Source organism: Pseudomonas sp. 22515 (genome assembly GCF_052044625.1).
Taxonomy (GTDB): Bacteria; Pseudomonadota; Gammaproteobacteria; order Pseudomonadales; family Pseudomonadaceae; genus Aquipseudomonas; species Aquipseudomonas alloputida.
In genome coordinates, this window is sequence record NZ_JBQENN010000019.1 from 92528 (window position 1) to 110133 (window position 17606).

A 17606-nucleotide genomic window follows, 5' to 3' on the forward strand; every position below is an offset into this window, starting at 1 on the left:
AAGAGGCCGGTACAGGACAAATAAAAAAGGCTGCCCGAGGGCAGCCTTCTTGCGTTCGGCTACTGCAGCTTACTTGCGGTCTTTCAGGTCAACGATGTCGCGCTTCTGCTCACCGGTGTACAGCTGGCGCGGACGGCCGATCTTGTACGGGCTGGAGAGCATTTCTTTCCAGTGCGAGATCCAGCCCACGGTACGTGCCAGGGCGAAGATCACGGTGAACATGCTGGTCGGAATGCCGATCGCCTTGAGGATGATCCCCGAGTAGAAGTCGACGTTCGGGTACAGCGAACGCTCGATGAAGTAAGGATCGGTCAGGGCGATCTCTTCCAGGCGCATGGCCAGTTCCAGCTGCGGGTCGTTCTTGATGCCCAGCTCGCGCAGGACTTCGTCGCAGGTCTGCTTCATCACGGTGGCGCGCGGGTCGCGGTTCTTGTACACGCGGTGACCGAAGCCCATCAGCTTGAACGGGTCGTTCTTGTCCTTGGCCTTGGCGATGAATTTGTCGATGTTCGAAACATCGCCGATTTCATCCAGCATGGTCAGTACGGCTTCGTTCGCACCGCCGTGGGCCGGGCCCCACAGTGCGGCGATACCGGCGGCGATACAGGCGAACGGGTTAGCACCCGACGAGCCGGCCAGACGAACGGTGGAGGTGGAGGCGTTCTGCTCGTGGTCGGCGTGGAGGATGAAGATCCGGTCCATTGCCTTGGCCAGCACCGGGCTGATCGGTTTGATCTCGCACGGGGTGTTGAACATCATGTGCAGGAAGTTTTCCGCGTACGACAGGTCGTTGCGCGGATACATCATCGGCTGGCCCATGGAGTACTTGTAAACCATCGCAGCCAGGGTCGGCATCTTGGCGACCAGGCGCACCGCGGAGATTTCGCGGTGTTGCGGGTTATTGATGTCCAGGGAGTCGTGATAGAACGCCGACAGCGCGCCGACTACGCCGCACATCACCGCCATCGGGTGAGCGTCGCGGCGGAAGCCGTTGAAGAAGGACTTCAGCTGCTCGTGAACCATGGTGTGGTTCTTGACGGTGCTGACGAACTGGGCCTTCTGCTCGGCATTCGGCAGTTCGCCGTTGAGCAGCAGGTAGCAGGTTTCGAGGTAGTCGGACTGTTCGGCGAGTTGCTCGATCGGGTAGCCGCGGTGCAGCAGGATACCTTTGTCGCCGTCAATATAGGTGATCTTCGACTCGCACGAGGCAGTCGCCATGAAACCTGGGTCGAAGGTGAAGTGACCAGTGGCCCCTAACCCGCGGACGTCGATTACATCAGGACCAACGGTGCCGGTTAAAATGGGCAGCTCGACGGGGGCAGCGCCCTCGATGACCAACTGCGCTTTTTTGTCAGCCATGTGGCCTCCTATTAATGCTTGAAATCATCAGACAGACCCCCCACGCAGGGCCCGCACCACTATAGAGGGATAAATTCAGATGTCAATTTGCCTAAAGGCTTGTTGAATCAGGCATTCAAGCCTGATTTTTCCCGAAATTCTCGCCCATTTACGCCTTTTGTTCATTAAAGGCAATGCGCTATTTGGGCTACCCCGTCACGTTGTCATAAGCAGCCTAACTGTCTATACTCGGCACCCGACCGCCAGGGGCTTGCAAGCCCGAACTGCTGGGGGTCGCCGTTCCCTGGGTGGTGGGTACCTGACCAGTACACTTACCAACAACTTTGCCCTGATTCGCTAGGGGCTCTTCAGTGTGAAAAAAGCCGTGAAAAGCCAACGACCTGTAAACCTAGACCTAAGGACCATCAAGCTCCCCGTCACTGCGTACACGTCCATCCTGCACCGTATCTCCGGCGTCATCCTGTTCATCGGCCTTGCCATCATGCTTTATGCACTGGGCAAGTCGCTGGGTTCCGAGGAAGGCTTCGGTGAGGTGAAGGCGTGTCTGACCAGCCCGCTGGCCAAGTTCGTGACCTGGGGTCTGCTGTCCGCCCTGCTTTATCACCTCGTGGCAGGTGTTCGTCACCTGATCATGGACATGGGTATCGGTGAGACGCTGGAAGGCGGCAAGCTGGGCTCGAAAATCGTGATCGTCATCTCCGTGGTGCTGATCGTTCTGGTGGGAGTTTGGGTATGGTAACCAATGTCACGAACCTGTCGCGTTCGGGCCTCTATGACTGGATGGCGCAGCGCGTTTCTGCGGTCGTTCTCGCGGCTTACTTCCTCTTCCTGATCGGCTACGTGGTCGCCCACCCAGGCATCGACTACACCCAGTGGCATGGTCTGTTCTCCAACAACGCGATGCGGATCTTCAGTCTGCTGGCCCTCGTTGCCCTGGGCGCTCACGCCTGGGTCGGCATGTGGACCATTGCAACCGACTACCTGACGCCTATGTCGTTCGGCAAGTCGGCAACTGCGATTCGTTTCCTGTTCCAGGCGGTATGCGGCGTTGCGATGTTCGCTTACTTCGTCTGGGGTGTGCAGATTCTCTGGGGTATCTGATCCATGGCTAGCATTCCAACCATTTCCTTCGACGCCATCATCATCGGTGGCGGCGGCGCCGGCATGCGCGCAGCGCTGCAACTGGCTCAAGGCGGCCACAAGACTGCCGTAGTCACCAAGGTCTTCCCGACCCGTTCGCACACCGTATCCGCCCAGGGCGGCATCACTTGCGCCATCGCTTCGGCCGACCCGAACGACGACTGGCGCTGGCACATGTACGATACCGTCAAGGGTTCCGACTACATCGGTGACCAGGACGCTATCGAATACATGTGTCAGGAAGGCCCGGCTGCGGTCTTCGAACTGGACCACATGGGTCTGCCGTTCTCGCGCACTGAAACCGGCCGCATCTATCAGCGCCCGTTCGGTGGTCAGTCCAAGGACTTCGGTAAAGGTGGCCAGGCCGCCCGTACCTGTGCCGCTTCGGACCGTACCGGTCACGCGCTGCTGCACACCCTGTACCAGGGCAACCTGAAAGCGGGCACCACGTTCCTCAACGAGTACTACGCAGTTGACCTGGTGAAGAACCAGGACGGCGCATTCGTGGGTGTGATCGCCATCTGCATCGAAACCGGCGAAACCCTGTACATCAAGTCCAAGGCCACCGTACTGGCCACTGGCGGTGCAGGCCGTATCTACGCGTCCACCACCAACGCCCTGATCAATACCGGTGACGGTATCGGCATGGCCCTGCGTGCAGGCGTGCCGGTGCAGGACATCGAGATGTGGCAGTTCCACCCGACCGGTATCGCCGGCGCCGGTGTACTGGTCACCGAAGGTTGCCGCGGTGAAGGTGGCTACCTGATCAACGCCCACGGCGAGCGCTTCATGGAGCGTTACGCGCCGAACGCCAAAGACCTGGCCGGCCGCGACGTGGTTGCCCGTTCCATGGTCAAGGAAATCATCGCCGGCAACGGCGTGGGCCCGAACAAGGACCACGTACTGCTGAAGCTGGACCACCTGGGCGAGGAAGTGCTGCACAGCCGCCTGCCAGGTATCTGCGAACTGTCCAAGACCTTCGCCCACGTCGACCCTGTGGTCGCGCCGGTGCCGGTGGTTCCAACCTGCCACTACATGATGGGCGGCGTTGCCACCAACATCCATGGCCAGGCCATCACCATGGACGCCGACGGTCAGGATCACATCATCCCGGGCCTGTTCGCCGTAGGTGAAGTGGCGTGCGTATCGGTTCACGGTGCCAACCGCCTGGGCGGCAACTCGCTGCTCGACCTGGTGGTGTTCGGCCGTGCTGCCGGCCTGCACCTGGAGAAGGCGCTGAGCGAGGGCGTGGAATACCGCGACGCCAGCGACACCGACGTCGATGTTGCCCTGAACCGCCTGAACAAGCTCAACGAGCGTACCAGCGGTGAAGACGTTGCCAGCCTGAAGCGCGAGCTGCAGAGCTGCATGCAGAACTACTTCGGTGTATTCCGTACTGGCGAATACATGCAGAAGGGTATCGAGCAACTGGCCGGTCTGCGTGACCGTATCGCCAACGTCAAGATCAACGACAAGTCCCAGGCCTTCAACACCGCGCGTATCGAAGCGCTGGAGCTGCAGAACCTGCTGGAAGTTGCCGAAGCTACCGCCATCGCGGCGGAAGCCCGTAAAGAGTCCCGCGGCGCTCACGCCCGTGAAGACTTCGAAGACCGTGACGACGAAAACTGGCTGTGCCACACCCTGTACTACCCGGGTGAGAAGCGCGTTGCCAAGCGCGGCGTCAACTTTGCGCCGAAGACTGTTCCAGCCTTCGAACCAAAAGTCCGGACTTACTAAGGGTGGCTGCTATGTTGAAAGTCGAAGTTTATCGTTACAACCCGGACACCGACTCGGCGCCAAAAATGGAGTCGTTCGACGTCGATACCGGCGGCAAGGACCTGATGGTGCTGGATGTATTGGCACTGATCAAGGAAAAGGACGAGGGTTTCTCGTACCGTCGCTCCTGCCGTGAAGGCGTTTGCGGTTCCGATGGCATGAACATGAACGGCAAGAACGGCCTGGCCTGCATCACCCCGCTGTCGGCGGTCGTGAAGGGCGGCAAGCTGGTTCTGCGTCCTCTGCCAGGCCTGCCGGTCATTCGTGACCTGGTGGTCGATATGAGCATCTTCTACAAGCAGTACGAGAAGGTGAAGCCGTTCCTGCAGAACGACACCCCGGCCCCGGCCATCGAGCGCCTGCAGTCGCCGGAAGACCGTGACAAGCTGGACGGCCTGTACGAGTGCATCCTGTGCGCGTGCTGCTCGACTTCCTGCCCGTCGTTCTGGTGGAACCCGGACAAGTTCCTGGGCCCGGCAGCCTTGCTGCAAGCCTACCGCTTCCTTGCCGACAGCCGCGATACCAAGACTCAGGAGCGCCTGGCGTCCCTGGATGACCCGTTCAGCGTATTCCGCTGCCGCGGGATCATGAACTGCGTAAACGTTTGCCCGAAAGGTCTGAACCCGACCAAGGCAATCGGTCACGTACGTAACATGCTGCTGCAAAGCGGCACCTGATACAAAGCGTTGTACCTGCAGTAAGCCGAGGTGCGGGTGGTGAGCCCGCACTGAGGTAAAACCCGAACAAGGGCCCACAAAGCCCGCGTTCATTACCTATGAAGATATGAGACCAGCAGGGGCTTTCCGGGCTGGTACCCGGAAAATCAGCAGGATCCAGGTGGCGTGGTTCAGTCGCTGTTTTCGGACTTTTCCAGGTTTGCTGTGGCTCTCGCCGATCAGTCCCCTAATCGAGGGTGACCAAGCATGCAAGAAAGCGTGATGCAGCGCATGTGGGATAGCGCCCACCTTTCAGGTGGTAACGCTGCATATGTGGAAGAGCTCTACGAGCTCTACCTGCACGACCCTAACGCTGTGCCAGAAGAGTGGCGCACTTACTTCCAGAAGTTGCCAGCCGACGGCAGCACCGCTACTGATGTATCGCACTCGACAATCCGCGACCATTTCGTACTGCTGGCAAAGAACCAGCGCCGCGCTCAACCGGTTTCCGCCGGGAGCGTGAGCAGTGAACACGAGAAGAAGCAGGTTGAAGTTCTGCGACTGATCCAGGCCTATCGTATGCGCGGCCATCAGGCTGCCAAGCTCGACCCGTTGGGGTTGTGGCAGCGCCCTGCGCCCGTAGACCTGTCGATCAATCACTACGGCTTGACCAATGCCGATCTTGATACGACCTTCCGTGCCGGCGACCTGTTCATCGGCAAAGAGGAGGCGAGCCTACGCGACATCTTCGATGCACTCCAGAAGACATATTGTCGCACCATTGGCGCCGAATTCACCCACATCGTCGATTCCGAGCAGCGCAGCTGGTTCCAGCAGCGCCTGGAAAGCGTGCGCGGCCGTCCGGAGTTTTCCGCTGACGTGCAGGCCCACCTGCTCGAGCGCGTGACCGCCGGTGAGGGCCTGGAAAAGTACCTGGGCACCAAGTACCCGGGCACCAAGCGTTTCGGCCTTGAAGGCGGCGAGAGCCTGATTCCGATGCTGGATGAAATGATCCAGCGTTCCGGCTCTTACGGCGCCAAGGAGGTCGTGATCGGCATGGCCCACCGTGGCCGCCTGAACGTGCTGGTGAACACCTTCGGCAAGAACCCGCGCGAGCTGTTCGACGAGTTCGAAGGCAAGAAGATGAACGAGCTGGGCTCCGGTGACGTGAAGTATCACCAGGGCTTCTCCTCGAACGTGATGACCCCGGGTGGCGAAGTGCACCTGGCCATGGCGTTCAACCCGTCCCACCTGGAAATCGTTTCGCCGGTGGTCGAGGGTTCGGTGCGCGCCCGTCAGGACCGCCGCAACGACACCGTTGGCGACAAGGTGCTGCCGATCTCGATCCACGGCGACGCTGCGTTCGCTGGCCAGGGCGTGGTCATGGAAACCTTCCAGATGTCGCAGACCCGCGGTTTCAAGACCGGCGGTACCGTGCACATCGTGATCAACAACCAGGTTGGTTTCACCATCAGCAACCCACTGGATGCGCGCTCCACCGAGTACGCGACCGACGTTGCCAAGATGATCCAGGCACCGATCCTGCACGTGAACGGCGATGACCCGGAAGCCGTGCTGTTCGTCACCCAGCTGGCCATCGACTACCGCATGCAGTTCAAGCGTGACGTGGTCATCGACCTGGTCTGCTACCGTCGCCGTGGCCACAACGAGGCTGACGAGCCGAACGGCACCCAGCCGCTGATGTACCAGCAAATCAGCAAGCAGCGCACTACCCGTGAGCTGTATGCCGAGCAGCTGATCCAGGCCGGTCGCATCGACGCCGAGCGCGCTCAGGCCAAGATCGACGAGTACCGCAACGCGCTGGACAATGGCCTGCACGTGGTGAAAAGCCTGGTCAAGGAGCCGAACCGCGAGCTGTTCGTCGACTGGCGTCCGTACCTGGGCCATGCCTGGACCGCGCGTCACGACACCCGTTTCGACCTCAAGACCCTGCAGGATCTGTCGGCCAAGCTGCTCGAGCTGCCGGAAGGTTTCGTGGTCCAGCGTCAGGTGTCGAAGATCTACGAAGACCGTCAGAAGATGCAGGCCGGTGGCTTGCCGATCAACTGGGGTTATGCAGAGACCATGGCTTACGCCACCCTGCAGTTCGAAGGTCACCCGATCCGCATGACCGGCCAGGACATCGGCCGTGGCACCTTCTCGCACCGTCACGCGGTGCTGCACAACCAGAAGGACGCCAGCACCTACATTCCGTTGCAGAACCTGTTCCCTGGCCAGCCACGTTTCGATCTGTACGATTCGTTCCTGTCCGAGGAAGCGGTACTGGCCTTCGAATACGGCTACTCCACCACCATGCCGAACGCGCTGGTGATCTGGGAAGCCCAGTTCGGCGACTTCGCCAACGGTGCGCAAGTGGTGATCGACCAGTTCATCACCAGTGGTGAGCACAAGTGGGGCCGCCTGTGTGGCCTGACCATGCTGCTGCCACACGGCTATGAAGGGCAGGGGCCGGAGCACTCCTCCGCGCGTCTGGAGCGTTACCTGCAGCTGTGCGCCGAGCACAACATCCAGGTCTGCGTACCGACGACGCCGGCACAGATTTACCACCTGCTGCGTCGCCAGGTCATTCGCCCGCTGCGCAAGCCGCTGGTCGTCCTGACGCCGAAGTCGCTGCTGCGCCACAAGCTGGCCATCTCGACCCTGGAAGACCTGGCAGAAGGCTCGTTCCAGACCGTGATCCCGGAAATCGACGCAATCGATCCGGCCAAGGTCGAGCGTCTGGTGCTGTGCAGCGGCAAGGTCTACTACGACCTGCTGGAAAAACGCCGTGCCGAAGGCCGCGAAGACATCGCCATCCTGCGTATCGAGCAGCTGTATCCGTTCCCTGAGGACGATCTGGTCGAAATCCTCGCCCCTTACACCAACCTCAAGCATGCGGTCTGGTGTCAGGAAGAGCCGATGAACCAGGGTGCCTGGTACAGCAGCCAGCACCACATGCGCCGTATCCTGGGCCGCCACAACAAGGCACTGGTCCTGGAATACGCCGGTCGCGACGCTTCTGCCGCGCCAGCCTGTGGTTACGCTTCGAAGCACGCCGAACAGCAGGAAAAACTGCTGCAAGACGCCTTCACTGTCTAACGCCTTCGCGCACCTGAAACCGAATTTAAGGAAACACAGATAATGGCTATCGAGATCAAAGCCCCAACCTTCCCGGAATCGGTTGCCGATGGCACCGTTGCCACCTGGCACAAGAAGCCGGGCGAAGCCGTCAAGCGTGACGAGCTGATCGTCGACATCGAGACTGACAAGGTTGTCCTGGAAGTACTGGCGACTGCCGATGGCGTGCTGGGCGACATCGTCAAGGGCGAGGGCGACACCGTCCTGTCCGACGAATTGCTGGGTTCGATCGTTGAAGGCGGTGCTGCCGCCGCGCCTGCCGCGGCCGCCGCACCAGCAGCGGCTCCGGCCGCTGCCAGCGCTGACGCCGGCGAAGATGACCCGATCGCTGCCCCGGCTGCGCGCAAGCTGGCTGAAGAAAACGGCATCGACCTGGCTACCGTGGCAGGCACCGGTAAAGGCGGTCGCGTCACCAAGGAAGACGTGGTTGCTGCTGTTGCCAACAAGAAGTCGGCTCCTGCCGCTGCACCGGCTGCCAAGCCTGCCGCTGCTGCCGCTGCCCCGGTTGTCGTCGCCGCTGGCGACCGTACCGAGAAGCGCGTGCCGATGACCCGCCTGCGTGCCAAGATCGCCGAGCGTCTGGTCGAAGCCCAGTCGAACATGGCGATGCTGACCACCTTCAACGAAGTGGACATGACCGAAGTCATGGCCCTGCGTTCGAAGTACAAGGACCTGTTCGAGAAGACCCACAATGGCGTGCGCCTGGGCTTCATGTCGTTCTTCGTCAAGGCTGCTACCGAAGCGCTGAAACGCTTCCCGGCTGTCAACGCCTCGATCGACGGCAACGACATCGTCTACCACGGCTTCGCCGACGTCGGTGTTGCCGTGTCCAGCGACCGTGGCCTGGTGGTGCCGGTGCTGCGTAACGCCGAGTCGATGAGCCTGGCTGAAATCGAGAACGGCATCGCTACCTTCGGCAAGAAGGCCCGTGACGGCAAACTGTCCATCGAAGAGATGACCGGTGGTACCTTCACCATCACCAACGGTGGCACCTTCGGTTCGATGATGTCGACCCCGATCGTCAACCCGCCGCAGGCTGCCATTCTCGGCATGCACAACATCATCCAGCGCCCGATGGCCATCAATGGCCAGGTCGTGATTCGCCCGATGATGTACCTGGCGCTGTCGTACGATCACCGCCTGATCGACGGCAAGGAAGCGGTAACCTTCCTGGTCACTATCAAGAACCTGCTGGAAGATCCGTCTCGCCTGCTGCTGGACATCTAACCCTCTGGCTGCGTACCGTGCCGGGCCTGGCTTCGCGAGAAGCCATGCCGCGCGGTTCGCGGCTTGTAGCTTGTAGCTGATAAGGAATCTTTTATGACCCAGAAATTCGACGTAGTGGTAATCGGTGCAGGCCCAGGCGGCTATGTGGCTGCCATCAAGGCCGCACAACTTGGTCTGAAGACTGCCTGTATCGAGAAGTACACCGACGCCGAGGGCAAGCTGGCCCTGGGCGGCACCTGCCTGAACGTAGGTTGCATTCCATCCAAGGCGCTGCTGGACAGCTCCTGGAAATACAAGGAAGCCAAAGAGAGCTTCAACGTCCACGGTATCTCCACTGGCGAAGTGAAGATGGACGTGGCCGCGATGGTTGGCCGCAAGGCGGGCATCGTCAAGAACCTGACCGGTGGCGTTGCCACCCTGTTCAAGGCCAACGGCGTCACTTCGATCCAGGGCCACGGCAAGCTGCTGGCCGGCAAGAAAGTCGAAGTCACCAAGGCTGACGGCACCACCGAAATCATCGAAGCCGAGAACGTGATCCTGGCTTCCGGCTCGCGCCCGATCGACATTCCGCCGGCCCCGGTCGACCAGAACGTCATCGTCGACTCCACCGGCGCCCTGGAATTCCAGGCCGTACCGAAGCGCCTGGGCGTTATCGGTGCAGGCGTGATCGGCCTGGAGCTGGGCTCGGTATGGGCTCGCCTGGGTGCTGAAGTGACCGTCCTGGAAGCCCTGGACACCTTCCTGATGGCTGCCGACACCGCCGTGTCGAAAGAAGCCCAGAAGACCCTGACCAAGCAAGGCCTGGACATCAAGCTGGGCGCTCGCGTCACCGGCTCGAAAGTCAACGGCAATGAAGTCGAAGTGACCTACACCAACGCCGAAGGCGAGCAGAAGATCACCTTCGACAAGCTGATTGTTGCAGTCGGCCGTCGCCCGGTGACTACCGATCTGCTGGCTTCCGACAGCGGCGTGACCATCGACGAGCGTGGCTACATCTTCGTCGACGATTACTGCGCCACCAGCGTTCCGGGCGTGTACGCCATCGGTGACGTGGTACGCGGCATGATGCTGGCCCACAAGGCTTCGGAAGAGGGCATCATGGTCGTCGAGCGCATCAAGGGCCACAAGGCCCAGATGAACTACGACCTGATCCCATCGGTCATCTACACCCACCCGGAAATCGCGTGGGTCGGCAAGACCGAACAGGCCTTGAAGGCCGAGGGCGTTGAGGTTAACGTGGGCACCTTCCCGTTCGCGGCCAGCGGCCGTGCGATGGCTGCCAACGACACCGGTGGTTTCGTCAAGGTCATCGCCGATGCCAAGACCGACCGCGTTCTGGGTGTTCACGTGATTGGCCCATCGGCTGCCGAACTGGTGCAGCAGGGCGCAATCGCAATGGAATTCGGCACCAGTGCCGAGGATCTGGGCATGATGGTCTTCAGCCATCCAACCCTGTCCGAAGCGTTGCATGAAGCAGCGCTGGCGGTGAATGGCGGCGCCATTCACGTGGCCAACCGTAAGAAGCGTTAATTATAAGAAACCACGGCGGGCTGCCCGTCGTGAGTCTTGCGTGCATGACTCACCGCGGAAAGTCCGCCGGACCGGATCACACGGGAAACCCGGGGTCAACGGTCACAGGTGGTGCGGCGCCACTGATGGCGCAGCGCCGAAGCGCAGTACCTAACGAAGACGGTAAAAAGCATGAATCTTCACGAGTATCAGGGTAAGCAGCTGTTCGCTGAGTACGGCCTGCCAGTTTCCAAGGGTTTCGCAGTCGACACCCCTGAGCAAGCTGCAGAAGCCTGCGACAAGATCGGCGGGAACGAGTGGGTTGTAAAAGCCCAGGTTCACGCGGGTGGTCGCGGTAAAGCGGGCGGCGTAAAGCTGGTTCGCAGCAAGGAAGACGCCAAGGCGTTCGCTGCACAGTGGTTGGGCAAGAATCTGGTTACCTACCAGACCGATGCCAACGGTCAACCCGTCTCCAAGATTCTGGTCGAATCCTGCACTGACATCGCCAAAGAGCTGTACCTGGGCGCTGTAGTCGATCGTTCGAGCCGCCGTATCGTGTTCATGGCTTCCACCGAAGGTGGCGTGGACATCGAGAAAGTCGCTCACGAAACGCCTGAGAAAATCCTCAAGGCCACCATCGACCCACTGGTCGGCGCTCAGCCGTTCCAGGGTCGCGAGCTGGCTTTCCAGCTGGGCCTGGAAGGCAAGCAAGTTCAACAGTTTGCCAAGATCTTCGTTGGCCTGGCCAAGCTGTTCAAGGATCATGACCTGGCGCTGCTGGAAGTGAACCCGCTGGTGATCAAGGCCGATGGCGACCTGCACTGCCTCGATGCCAAGATCAACATCGACGCCAACGCCATGTACCGTCAGCCGAAGCTGAAAACCTTCCACGACCCGTCGCAGGACGACGCCCGTGAAGCCCACGCTGCCAAGTTCGAACTGAACTACGTTGCCCTTGAAGGCAACATCGGCTGCATGGTCAACGGTGCCGGCCTGGCCATGGGTACCATGGACATCGTCAACCTGCACGGCGGCAAGCCGGCCAACTTCCTCGACGTTGGCGGTGGTGCTACCAAAGAGCGCGTTACCGAAGCGTTCAAGATCATTCTGTCCGACAGCAATGTCGCGGCCGTTCTGGTCAACATCTTCGGCGGCATCGTTCGCTGCGACATGATTGCCGAAGGCATCATTGGTGCAGTGAAAGAAGTCGGCGTTAAAGTTCCGGTCGTCGTTCGCCTCGAAGGCAACAACGCCGAACTGGGCGCTAAAGTACTGGCAGAAAGCGGTTTGAACATCATTGCGGCAACCAGCCTGACCGACGCTGCTCAACAAGTTGTCAAAGCTGCGGAGGGCAAGTAATGAGCGTCCTGATCAATAAAGATACCAAAGTCATCTGCCAGGGCTTCACCGGCTCGCAGGGTACTTTCCACTCCGAACAGGCCATTGCCTACGGCACCAAGATGGTCGGCGGCGTAACCCCAGGCAAGGGTGGCACCACCCACCTGGGCCTGCCGGTGTTCAACACCGTCAAGGAAGCCGTGGAAGCGACCGGCGCTGACGCTTCGGTCATCTATGTACCGGCTCCGTTCTGCAAAGACTCGATCCTGGAAGCTGCCTTTGGCGGCATCAAGCTGATCGTCTGCATCACCGAAGGCATTCCTACCCTGGACATGCTGGATGCCAAGGTCAAGTGCGACGAGCTGGGCGTGACCCTGATCGGCCCTAACTGCCCAGGTGTCATCACCCCGGGCGAGTGCAAGATCGGCATCATGCCAGGCCACATCCACTTGCCAGGCAAGGTCGGTATCGTTTCGCGTTCCGGCACCCTGACCTACGAAGCTGTGAAGCAGACCACCGACGCCGGCTTCGGCCAGTCGACCTGCGTCGGCATCGGCGGTGACCCGATTCCGGGCTCCAACTTCATCGACATCCTGAAGCTGTTCCAGGAAGACCCGAAGACCGAAGCGATCGTGATGATCGGTGAGATCGGCGGTTCGGCTGAAGAAGAAGCCGCGGCCTACATCAAGGCCCACGTGACCAAGCCTGTCGTTTCCTACATCGCCGGTGTTACCGCACCGGCGGGCAAGCGCATGGGCCACGCTGGCGCCATCATCTCCGGTGGCAAGGGTACTGCGGACGAGAAGTTCGCCGCCCTGCAGGACGCGGGTGTGAAAACCGTGCGTTCGCTGGCTGACATCGGCAAGGCCCTGGCCGAGCTGACTGGCTGGGAAGCCAAGAAGTAATACTGCTACACCCCCCACGCGCACAGAGGCCACCTTCGGGTGGCCTTTGTCGTATGTGGGGTTCGTAGGAGCGGGTTTACCCGCGAAGAGGCCGGTGCTGGCGATAGAGATTCTTCGACAGGTTTAATAGGAATTTTCACGCAGACGAATGTTTCAATCCGAGGATAATGCCTGCTGTCCTCGGTCGCGCAGACGACAAACATGTACGCACATCGGACAAGCAGCACTGTGCCAGTGCGTTTGACTGACAAAACAGTTACATTACGCGTTCACTCTGTGCCCGTGCCCCAAAAGGGAACGACACGCTAAACGGGTCTGGCCTATCAAGCCGGGCAGCATTTCCCCTTACCCAAAGGGAAATCCCCTCTCGAATCCCGATTTCAGCAGTGTGGTACTACCTTAAATGAAAGTTCTCAAAGGCCAGGATATCCTGGCGCTTGGCTTTATGACGTTTGCGCTTTTCGTGGGTGCAGGCAATATCATCTTCCCGCCTATCGTCGGCCTGCAGTCTGGCCCGCATGTATGGATGGCTGCACTGGGCTTCCTGGTGACTGCCGTCGGCCTGCCGGTCATCACCGTGGTCGCCCTGGCCAAGGTCGGTGGCGGCATGGATGCCCTGAGCAGCCCGATCGGCAAGTTCTTCGGTGGCTTGCTGGCTGCTGTGTGCTACCTGTCGGTAGGCCCACTGTTCGCCACCCCGCGTACCGCGACCGTGTCGTTCGAAGTGGGCGTTGCACCGCTGACCGGTGAAAGCCCGCTGGCGCTGTTCATCTACAGCCTGGTGTACTTCATCGTCGTGCTGGCCGTGTCCATGTACCCTGGCAAGTTGCTCGACACCGTGGGCCGCTTCCTGGCACCGTTGAAGATCATTGCCCTGGCCGTACTGGGCATCGCTGCCTTCGCCTTGCCCGCCGGTACCATCGGTGACGCACAGCCTGCCTATGCCGCCGCTGCGTTCTCCAAGGGCTTCTCCGATGGCTACCTGACCATGGATACCCTGGGTGCCCTGGTGTTCGGTATCGTCATTGTCAATGCCATTCGCTCGCGCGGTGTCGAGTCGCCGAGGCTGATTACCCGCTACGCCATCATCGCCGGCCTGATCGCCGGTGTCGGCCTGGCCCTGGTTTACATCAGCCTGTTCCGCCTGGGTGCCACCAGCCACGACATCGCGGCGGACGCCACCAACGGTGCGGCGGTGCTGCATGCCTACGTACAGCACACCTTCGGTTCCCTGGGCAGCGGCTTCCTGGCCGTGCTGATCGCACTGGCCTGCCTGGTGACCGCGGTTGGCCTGACCTGTGCCTGCGCCGAGTACTTCAGCCAGATCCTGCCGCTGTCGTACCGCGCGCTGGTGGTGATCCTCGCCGGCTTCTCGCTGCTGATTTCCAACCTTGGCCTGACCAAGCTGATCATGTTCTCGATCCCGGTGCTCACCGCCATCTATCCTCCGTGCATCGTGGTGGTTGGCCTGAGCTTCGTGAAAGACCTGTGGAACTCGCCAACGCGCATCCTGGCACCGGTGATGCTGGTGTCGCTGTTGTTCGGCATGGTCGATGCGATCAAGGGCAGCAGCCTTGCCCACGTGTTGCCAGACCTCATGGCGCACCTGCCATTGAGTGATGCCGGCATGGCCTGGCTGGTACCTTCGGTGGTGACCCTGGTGGGTGCCGTGGCCTGCGACCGCATGCTCGGCAAGCCGCGCGAGGCGCTGGCCTGACCGGACAAGTCGAAGCCTGAGGGCGGCACCGGCCACAAGCCGAAGGGTGCCCGCCAAGGGTGAAAACAAGAGAGCCCCGTCTCCGAAAGGATGCGGGGCTTTTTGCTGTTTGCCTGTTTCGGCCGCTTCGCAGCAGGTAATGCATTTTTCAGTGTGCAGGTGTGCCTTTTGCCGCTTGCCAGCGTCGAAATCCGGTCCCTATCCTTTAGGCACATGGCCCTTTCGGTAACCCTGCATGAACTTCATCCAAAGCAACCTCAACAACCTGCTGGCCATCGCCTGGTTCGCCCTGTGCTGGGGTGGCTATACCCGCTATGCGATCTGGAAGGGGCGCGACACCGCGTGCCTGGCCAGTGTGCTGCACTTGTACCGCGAAGACTGGATGCGCCGCATGCTGCTGCGCGACAACCGCATCGCCGATGCCAGCGTGATCGGTAACTTGGAGCGCAACGCTTCGTTCTTTGCCTCCAGCACGCTGATCATTCTGGCTGGCATCCTCACCGTGCTCGGTGCCTCCGACCGGGCACTGTCGTTGCTGGCCGACCTGCCGCTGGTTCAGCAAACATCCCAGGGCATGTCGGAGATCAAGCTGCTGTGCCTGGCCATGGTATTTGTCTATGCCTTCTTCACGTTCAGCTGGTGCATGCGCCAATACAACTTTGCCGCCGTGCTGGTGGGGTCGGCGCCGATGATCGGCGAACGGCTGGTCAATGAGCTGGAGCGCAAGGCGTTCGCCTCCCGCGCGGCGCGGGTGCTGTCACTGGCCGCCAACCAGTTCAACTTCGGCCTGCGCTCGTATTACTTCGGCATGGCCATGCTGACCTGGTTCATCAGCCCTTGGCTATTCATGGTGGTGAGTGTGGGCGTGGTATTGATCCTGTACCGCCGTGAGTTCCATTCCGATGTACTGGAAGTGATGGTCTTCACGCCCACTGAAAGCGCCCCCACGGACGCGGGCAAGGAAAGCGCCGCTGGCAACGCTTGACCCGATCAGGGGGCGCCGCCGGGTTGTCTAGCGGCTGCCAACCTGCGCCTGCAGCCAGGCAACTGTCGCCGGCGAGGCCTGGCTGAGGGGAATCGAAGCCTGGTGCACGCTGCCATCCCAGCCTTCCATGGTGATCCATAATTCAGCGTTGGGACGGGTCTTGGCCGGAACCGGGACGGAAGCGCCCATGCTGTAGGGTGAACCGAAGAAGATGCTCCCGGCCGTGCGCAGGCTGCGTGGCTTACCCACCCGCAGGTAGGTGGCCTTCACTTCGCCGATACAGTGGTTGCACAGCGCCGCACTGAAACTCTTGAAATACCCGGCCGGGCCTTCCTGGCGGGGCGCCGACGCACGGAATTCGGCCAGGCGCAGGCTCCATGGGCCCACTGCGACCACACCCGCCTCACGCTCACCCAGCCCGGCTTCACCTTTGAACAACGCCTGGTCGGCAAAATACCTGGGCATGAACCCCAAGGGGATGAGTATCAGCAGGATGTTCAGGTGAAAGCGCCATTTCAGCCACAGGCGGCGTGAGGCCGAAGGTGCCTCGGTGGTGGTGGCTCGGCTCATCGGGCGGTCTCCGGCAGGTGGGCGTCTTGCGCGGCATTGGCCGTTGGTGCGCTGCGCGGCTTGCGTTTCAGTGCGGCTGCAGTGGCCTGTGCGGTGCGCTTGCTCCAGATCAACAGGCCGCTGAGCACCATCAAGGTCAGCACCAGGCCAAAAACGAACCAGATCATCTTGACCCACAGTCCGCCGAAGTCGCCTGTGTGCAACGGGCGCATGGATTCGGTGACGAACTCCAGCGACGTGCGATCATCCAGGGTGTGCGAGGTGGCGACCACGCCTGTGTACGGGTTGATGCTGGCGCTCTGGAACATCAGCGGGTACCAGCCGCGGCCGCGGATGTTGAAGGTGTCATAGGCATTGCCGGGCAGGCGCACGAAGGATGCCTCGAAGCCGGGGATCTGCGCCTTCACCGTTTCGATGGCATGCTCCAGGCTGACCAGCCGGGGCGCTTCGCCAGCCTGCAGCAGCGGTACGTCCTCGCGGGCCACCACGGCGGGGACGTCGCGGCTTGAGATCGAGATGTGGTTGTCGGCCAGCAACGCCTGGATCAGGAACCAGGTGCCGGTGATCGCGATCACGGCAATGAACCAGATCGACCAGATACCGCTCAGGCGATGGAAGTCACCCCAGAAGATGCGGGCACCTTGGCGAAAGCGCAGGGTAGGTTTCAGAAAGCCTTTCCAGAAGCGCTTGTAGACGACCAGGCCGGTGACCAGCGAGGCAAGCATCGGCAAGCCCAGCAGCGAGACCAGGTACCACCCCCACGGGTAGCCGTTGCCGAAAGGTACCAGCCACCAGCCATGCAAGGCGCGAGTGAACTGGCGGAAGTCGAAGGAAGGGCTGATGCCCTGGATCTTGCCTGTATAGGGGTTCACGTAGAGGTTCTGGGTGGTGTTGTCCGGTTGCACCACCTGCACCTGCAGCGCGAAGTGCGACTCGTCCGGGCGCATGATGTATTGCACATCCAGATCGGGGCGGGCTTCACGCAGGGCCTTGAGCACCTGGTCGTAAGTCAGCAGTGGCGCATCATCGCTCGGCTTCGCCGCGCGTATCTCCGGTTTGGCCAGCCACACCAGTTCCTGGCTGACCACTGCCAGGGTGCCGGTGAAGCAGACGATCAGCACGAAGAACCAGATGGGCAGGGCCAGCCAGCTGTGAACCAGGAACCAGAGTTTCGAGCGTGACTTTTTGGACATAGGGGCCGGTGCCTTGTGGTTTGGGTGGCTTGCGCGTCGATCCCTCGCGGTATGAGGAAAATCCCGCCGGTACCCTTATAACGCGCGAGGGCA

Annotated in this window: 14 protein-coding genes; 11 read left to right on the plus strand and 3 right to left on the minus strand. The window is 61.0% G+C overall.

Features of this window, described 5'->3' with window-relative positions; genetic code table 11:
* Positions 1 to 69 precede the first annotated feature (69 nt).
* Complete coding sequence (gene gltA, locus ACTJJN_RS18455; RefSeq protein WP_012051724.1) at positions 70 to 1359, minus strand: citrate synthase; 1290 nt, start codon at positions 1357 to 1359, stop codon at positions 70 to 72.
* 352 nt (positions 1360 to 1711) lie between these two features.
* Here gltA and sdhC point away from each other — a divergent pair, with 352 nt between their 5' ends.
* The 11 genes from sdhC (at position 1712) to ACTJJN_RS18510 (ending at position 15750) form a co-directional block, all read left to right on the plus strand.
* Positions 1712 to 2098, plus strand: coding sequence for a succinate dehydrogenase, cytochrome b556 subunit (gene sdhC, locus ACTJJN_RS18460; protein WP_008091902.1), 387 nt, complete (start codon positions 1712 to 1714; stop codon positions 2096 to 2098).
* Complete coding sequence (gene sdhD, locus ACTJJN_RS18465) at positions 2092 to 2460, plus strand: succinate dehydrogenase, hydrophobic membrane anchor protein (protein WP_003254214.1); 369 nt, start codon at positions 2092 to 2094, stop codon at positions 2458 to 2460. The genes sdhC and sdhD overlap by 7 nt, the downstream gene beginning before the upstream one ends.
* 3 nt (positions 2461 to 2463) lie before the next feature.
* Positions 2464 to 4236 (plus strand): succinate dehydrogenase flavoprotein subunit, encoded by a 1773-nt coding sequence (gene sdhA, locus ACTJJN_RS18470; RefSeq protein WP_003254213.1) that lies wholly within the window; start codon positions 2464 to 2466, stop codon positions 4234 to 4236.
* Between the two features lie 11 nt (positions 4237 to 4247).
* Positions 4248 to 4952, plus strand: coding sequence for a succinate dehydrogenase iron-sulfur subunit (locus ACTJJN_RS18475; protein WP_003254212.1), 705 nt, complete (start codon positions 4248 to 4250; stop codon positions 4950 to 4952).
* A gap of 246 nt (positions 4953 to 5198) precedes the next feature.
* Entirely contained in the window at positions 5199 to 8030 is a 2832-nt protein-coding gene (locus tag ACTJJN_RS18480) for a 2-oxoglutarate dehydrogenase E1 component (RefSeq protein ID WP_003254210.1), read from the plus strand.
* A gap of 42 nt (positions 8031 to 8072) precedes the next feature.
* A complete protein-coding gene (gene odhB, locus ACTJJN_RS18485) occupies positions 8073 to 9296 on the plus strand; it encodes a 2-oxoglutarate dehydrogenase complex dihydrolipoyllysine-residue succinyltransferase (RefSeq protein WP_003254209.1) in 1224 nt (407 codons plus the stop codon).
* 93 nt (positions 9297 to 9389) lie between these two features.
* Positions 9390 to 10826 carry a dihydrolipoyl dehydrogenase gene (gene lpdA, locus ACTJJN_RS18490; protein WP_021784850.1) on the plus strand — a complete coding sequence of 479 codons (1437 nt, stop codon included), beginning with the start codon at positions 9390 to 9392 and terminating at the stop codon, positions 10824 to 10826.
* 171 nt (positions 10827 to 10997) lie between these two features.
* Entirely contained in the window at positions 10998 to 12164 is a 1167-nt protein-coding gene (sucC, locus tag ACTJJN_RS18495) for an ADP-forming succinate--CoA ligase subunit beta (RefSeq protein WP_003254205.1), read from the plus strand.
* A complete protein-coding gene (sucD, locus tag ACTJJN_RS18500) occupies positions 12164 to 13048 on the plus strand; it encodes a succinate--CoA ligase subunit alpha (RefSeq protein ID WP_003254203.1) in 885 nt (294 codons plus the stop codon). The genes sucC and sucD overlap by 1 nt, the downstream gene beginning before the upstream one ends.
* A gap of 403 nt (positions 13049 to 13451) precedes the next feature.
* Entirely contained in the window at positions 13452 to 14765 is a 1314-nt protein-coding gene (gene brnQ, locus ACTJJN_RS18505; RefSeq protein ID WP_440781491.1) for a branched-chain amino acid transport system II carrier protein, read from the plus strand.
* A gap of 235 nt (positions 14766 to 15000) precedes the next feature.
* Positions 15001 to 15750, plus strand: a complete 750-nt coding sequence (locus ACTJJN_RS18510; protein ID WP_003254200.1) for a DUF599 domain-containing protein — start codon at positions 15001 to 15003, stop codon at positions 15748 to 15750.
* Between the two features lie 27 nt (positions 15751 to 15777).
* On the opposite strand, the gene ACTJJN_RS18515 is transcribed toward ACTJJN_RS18510, so the two are convergent.
* Both ACTJJN_RS18515 and ACTJJN_RS18520 read right to left on the minus strand, forming a co-directional pair.
* Positions 15778 to 16320 (minus strand): thiamine pyrophosphate-binding protein, encoded by a 543-nt coding sequence (locus ACTJJN_RS18515; protein WP_440781492.1) that lies wholly within the window; start codon positions 16318 to 16320, stop codon positions 15778 to 15780.
* Positions 16317 to 17513: a PepSY-associated TM helix domain-containing protein gene (locus tag ACTJJN_RS18520; RefSeq protein ID WP_003254197.1), complete on the minus strand. Its 1197-nt coding sequence runs from the start codon at positions 17511 to 17513 to the stop codon at positions 16317 to 16319. The genes ACTJJN_RS18515 and ACTJJN_RS18520 overlap by 4 nt, the downstream gene beginning before the upstream one ends.
* Between the last annotated feature and the right edge of the window lie 93 nt (positions 17514 to 17606).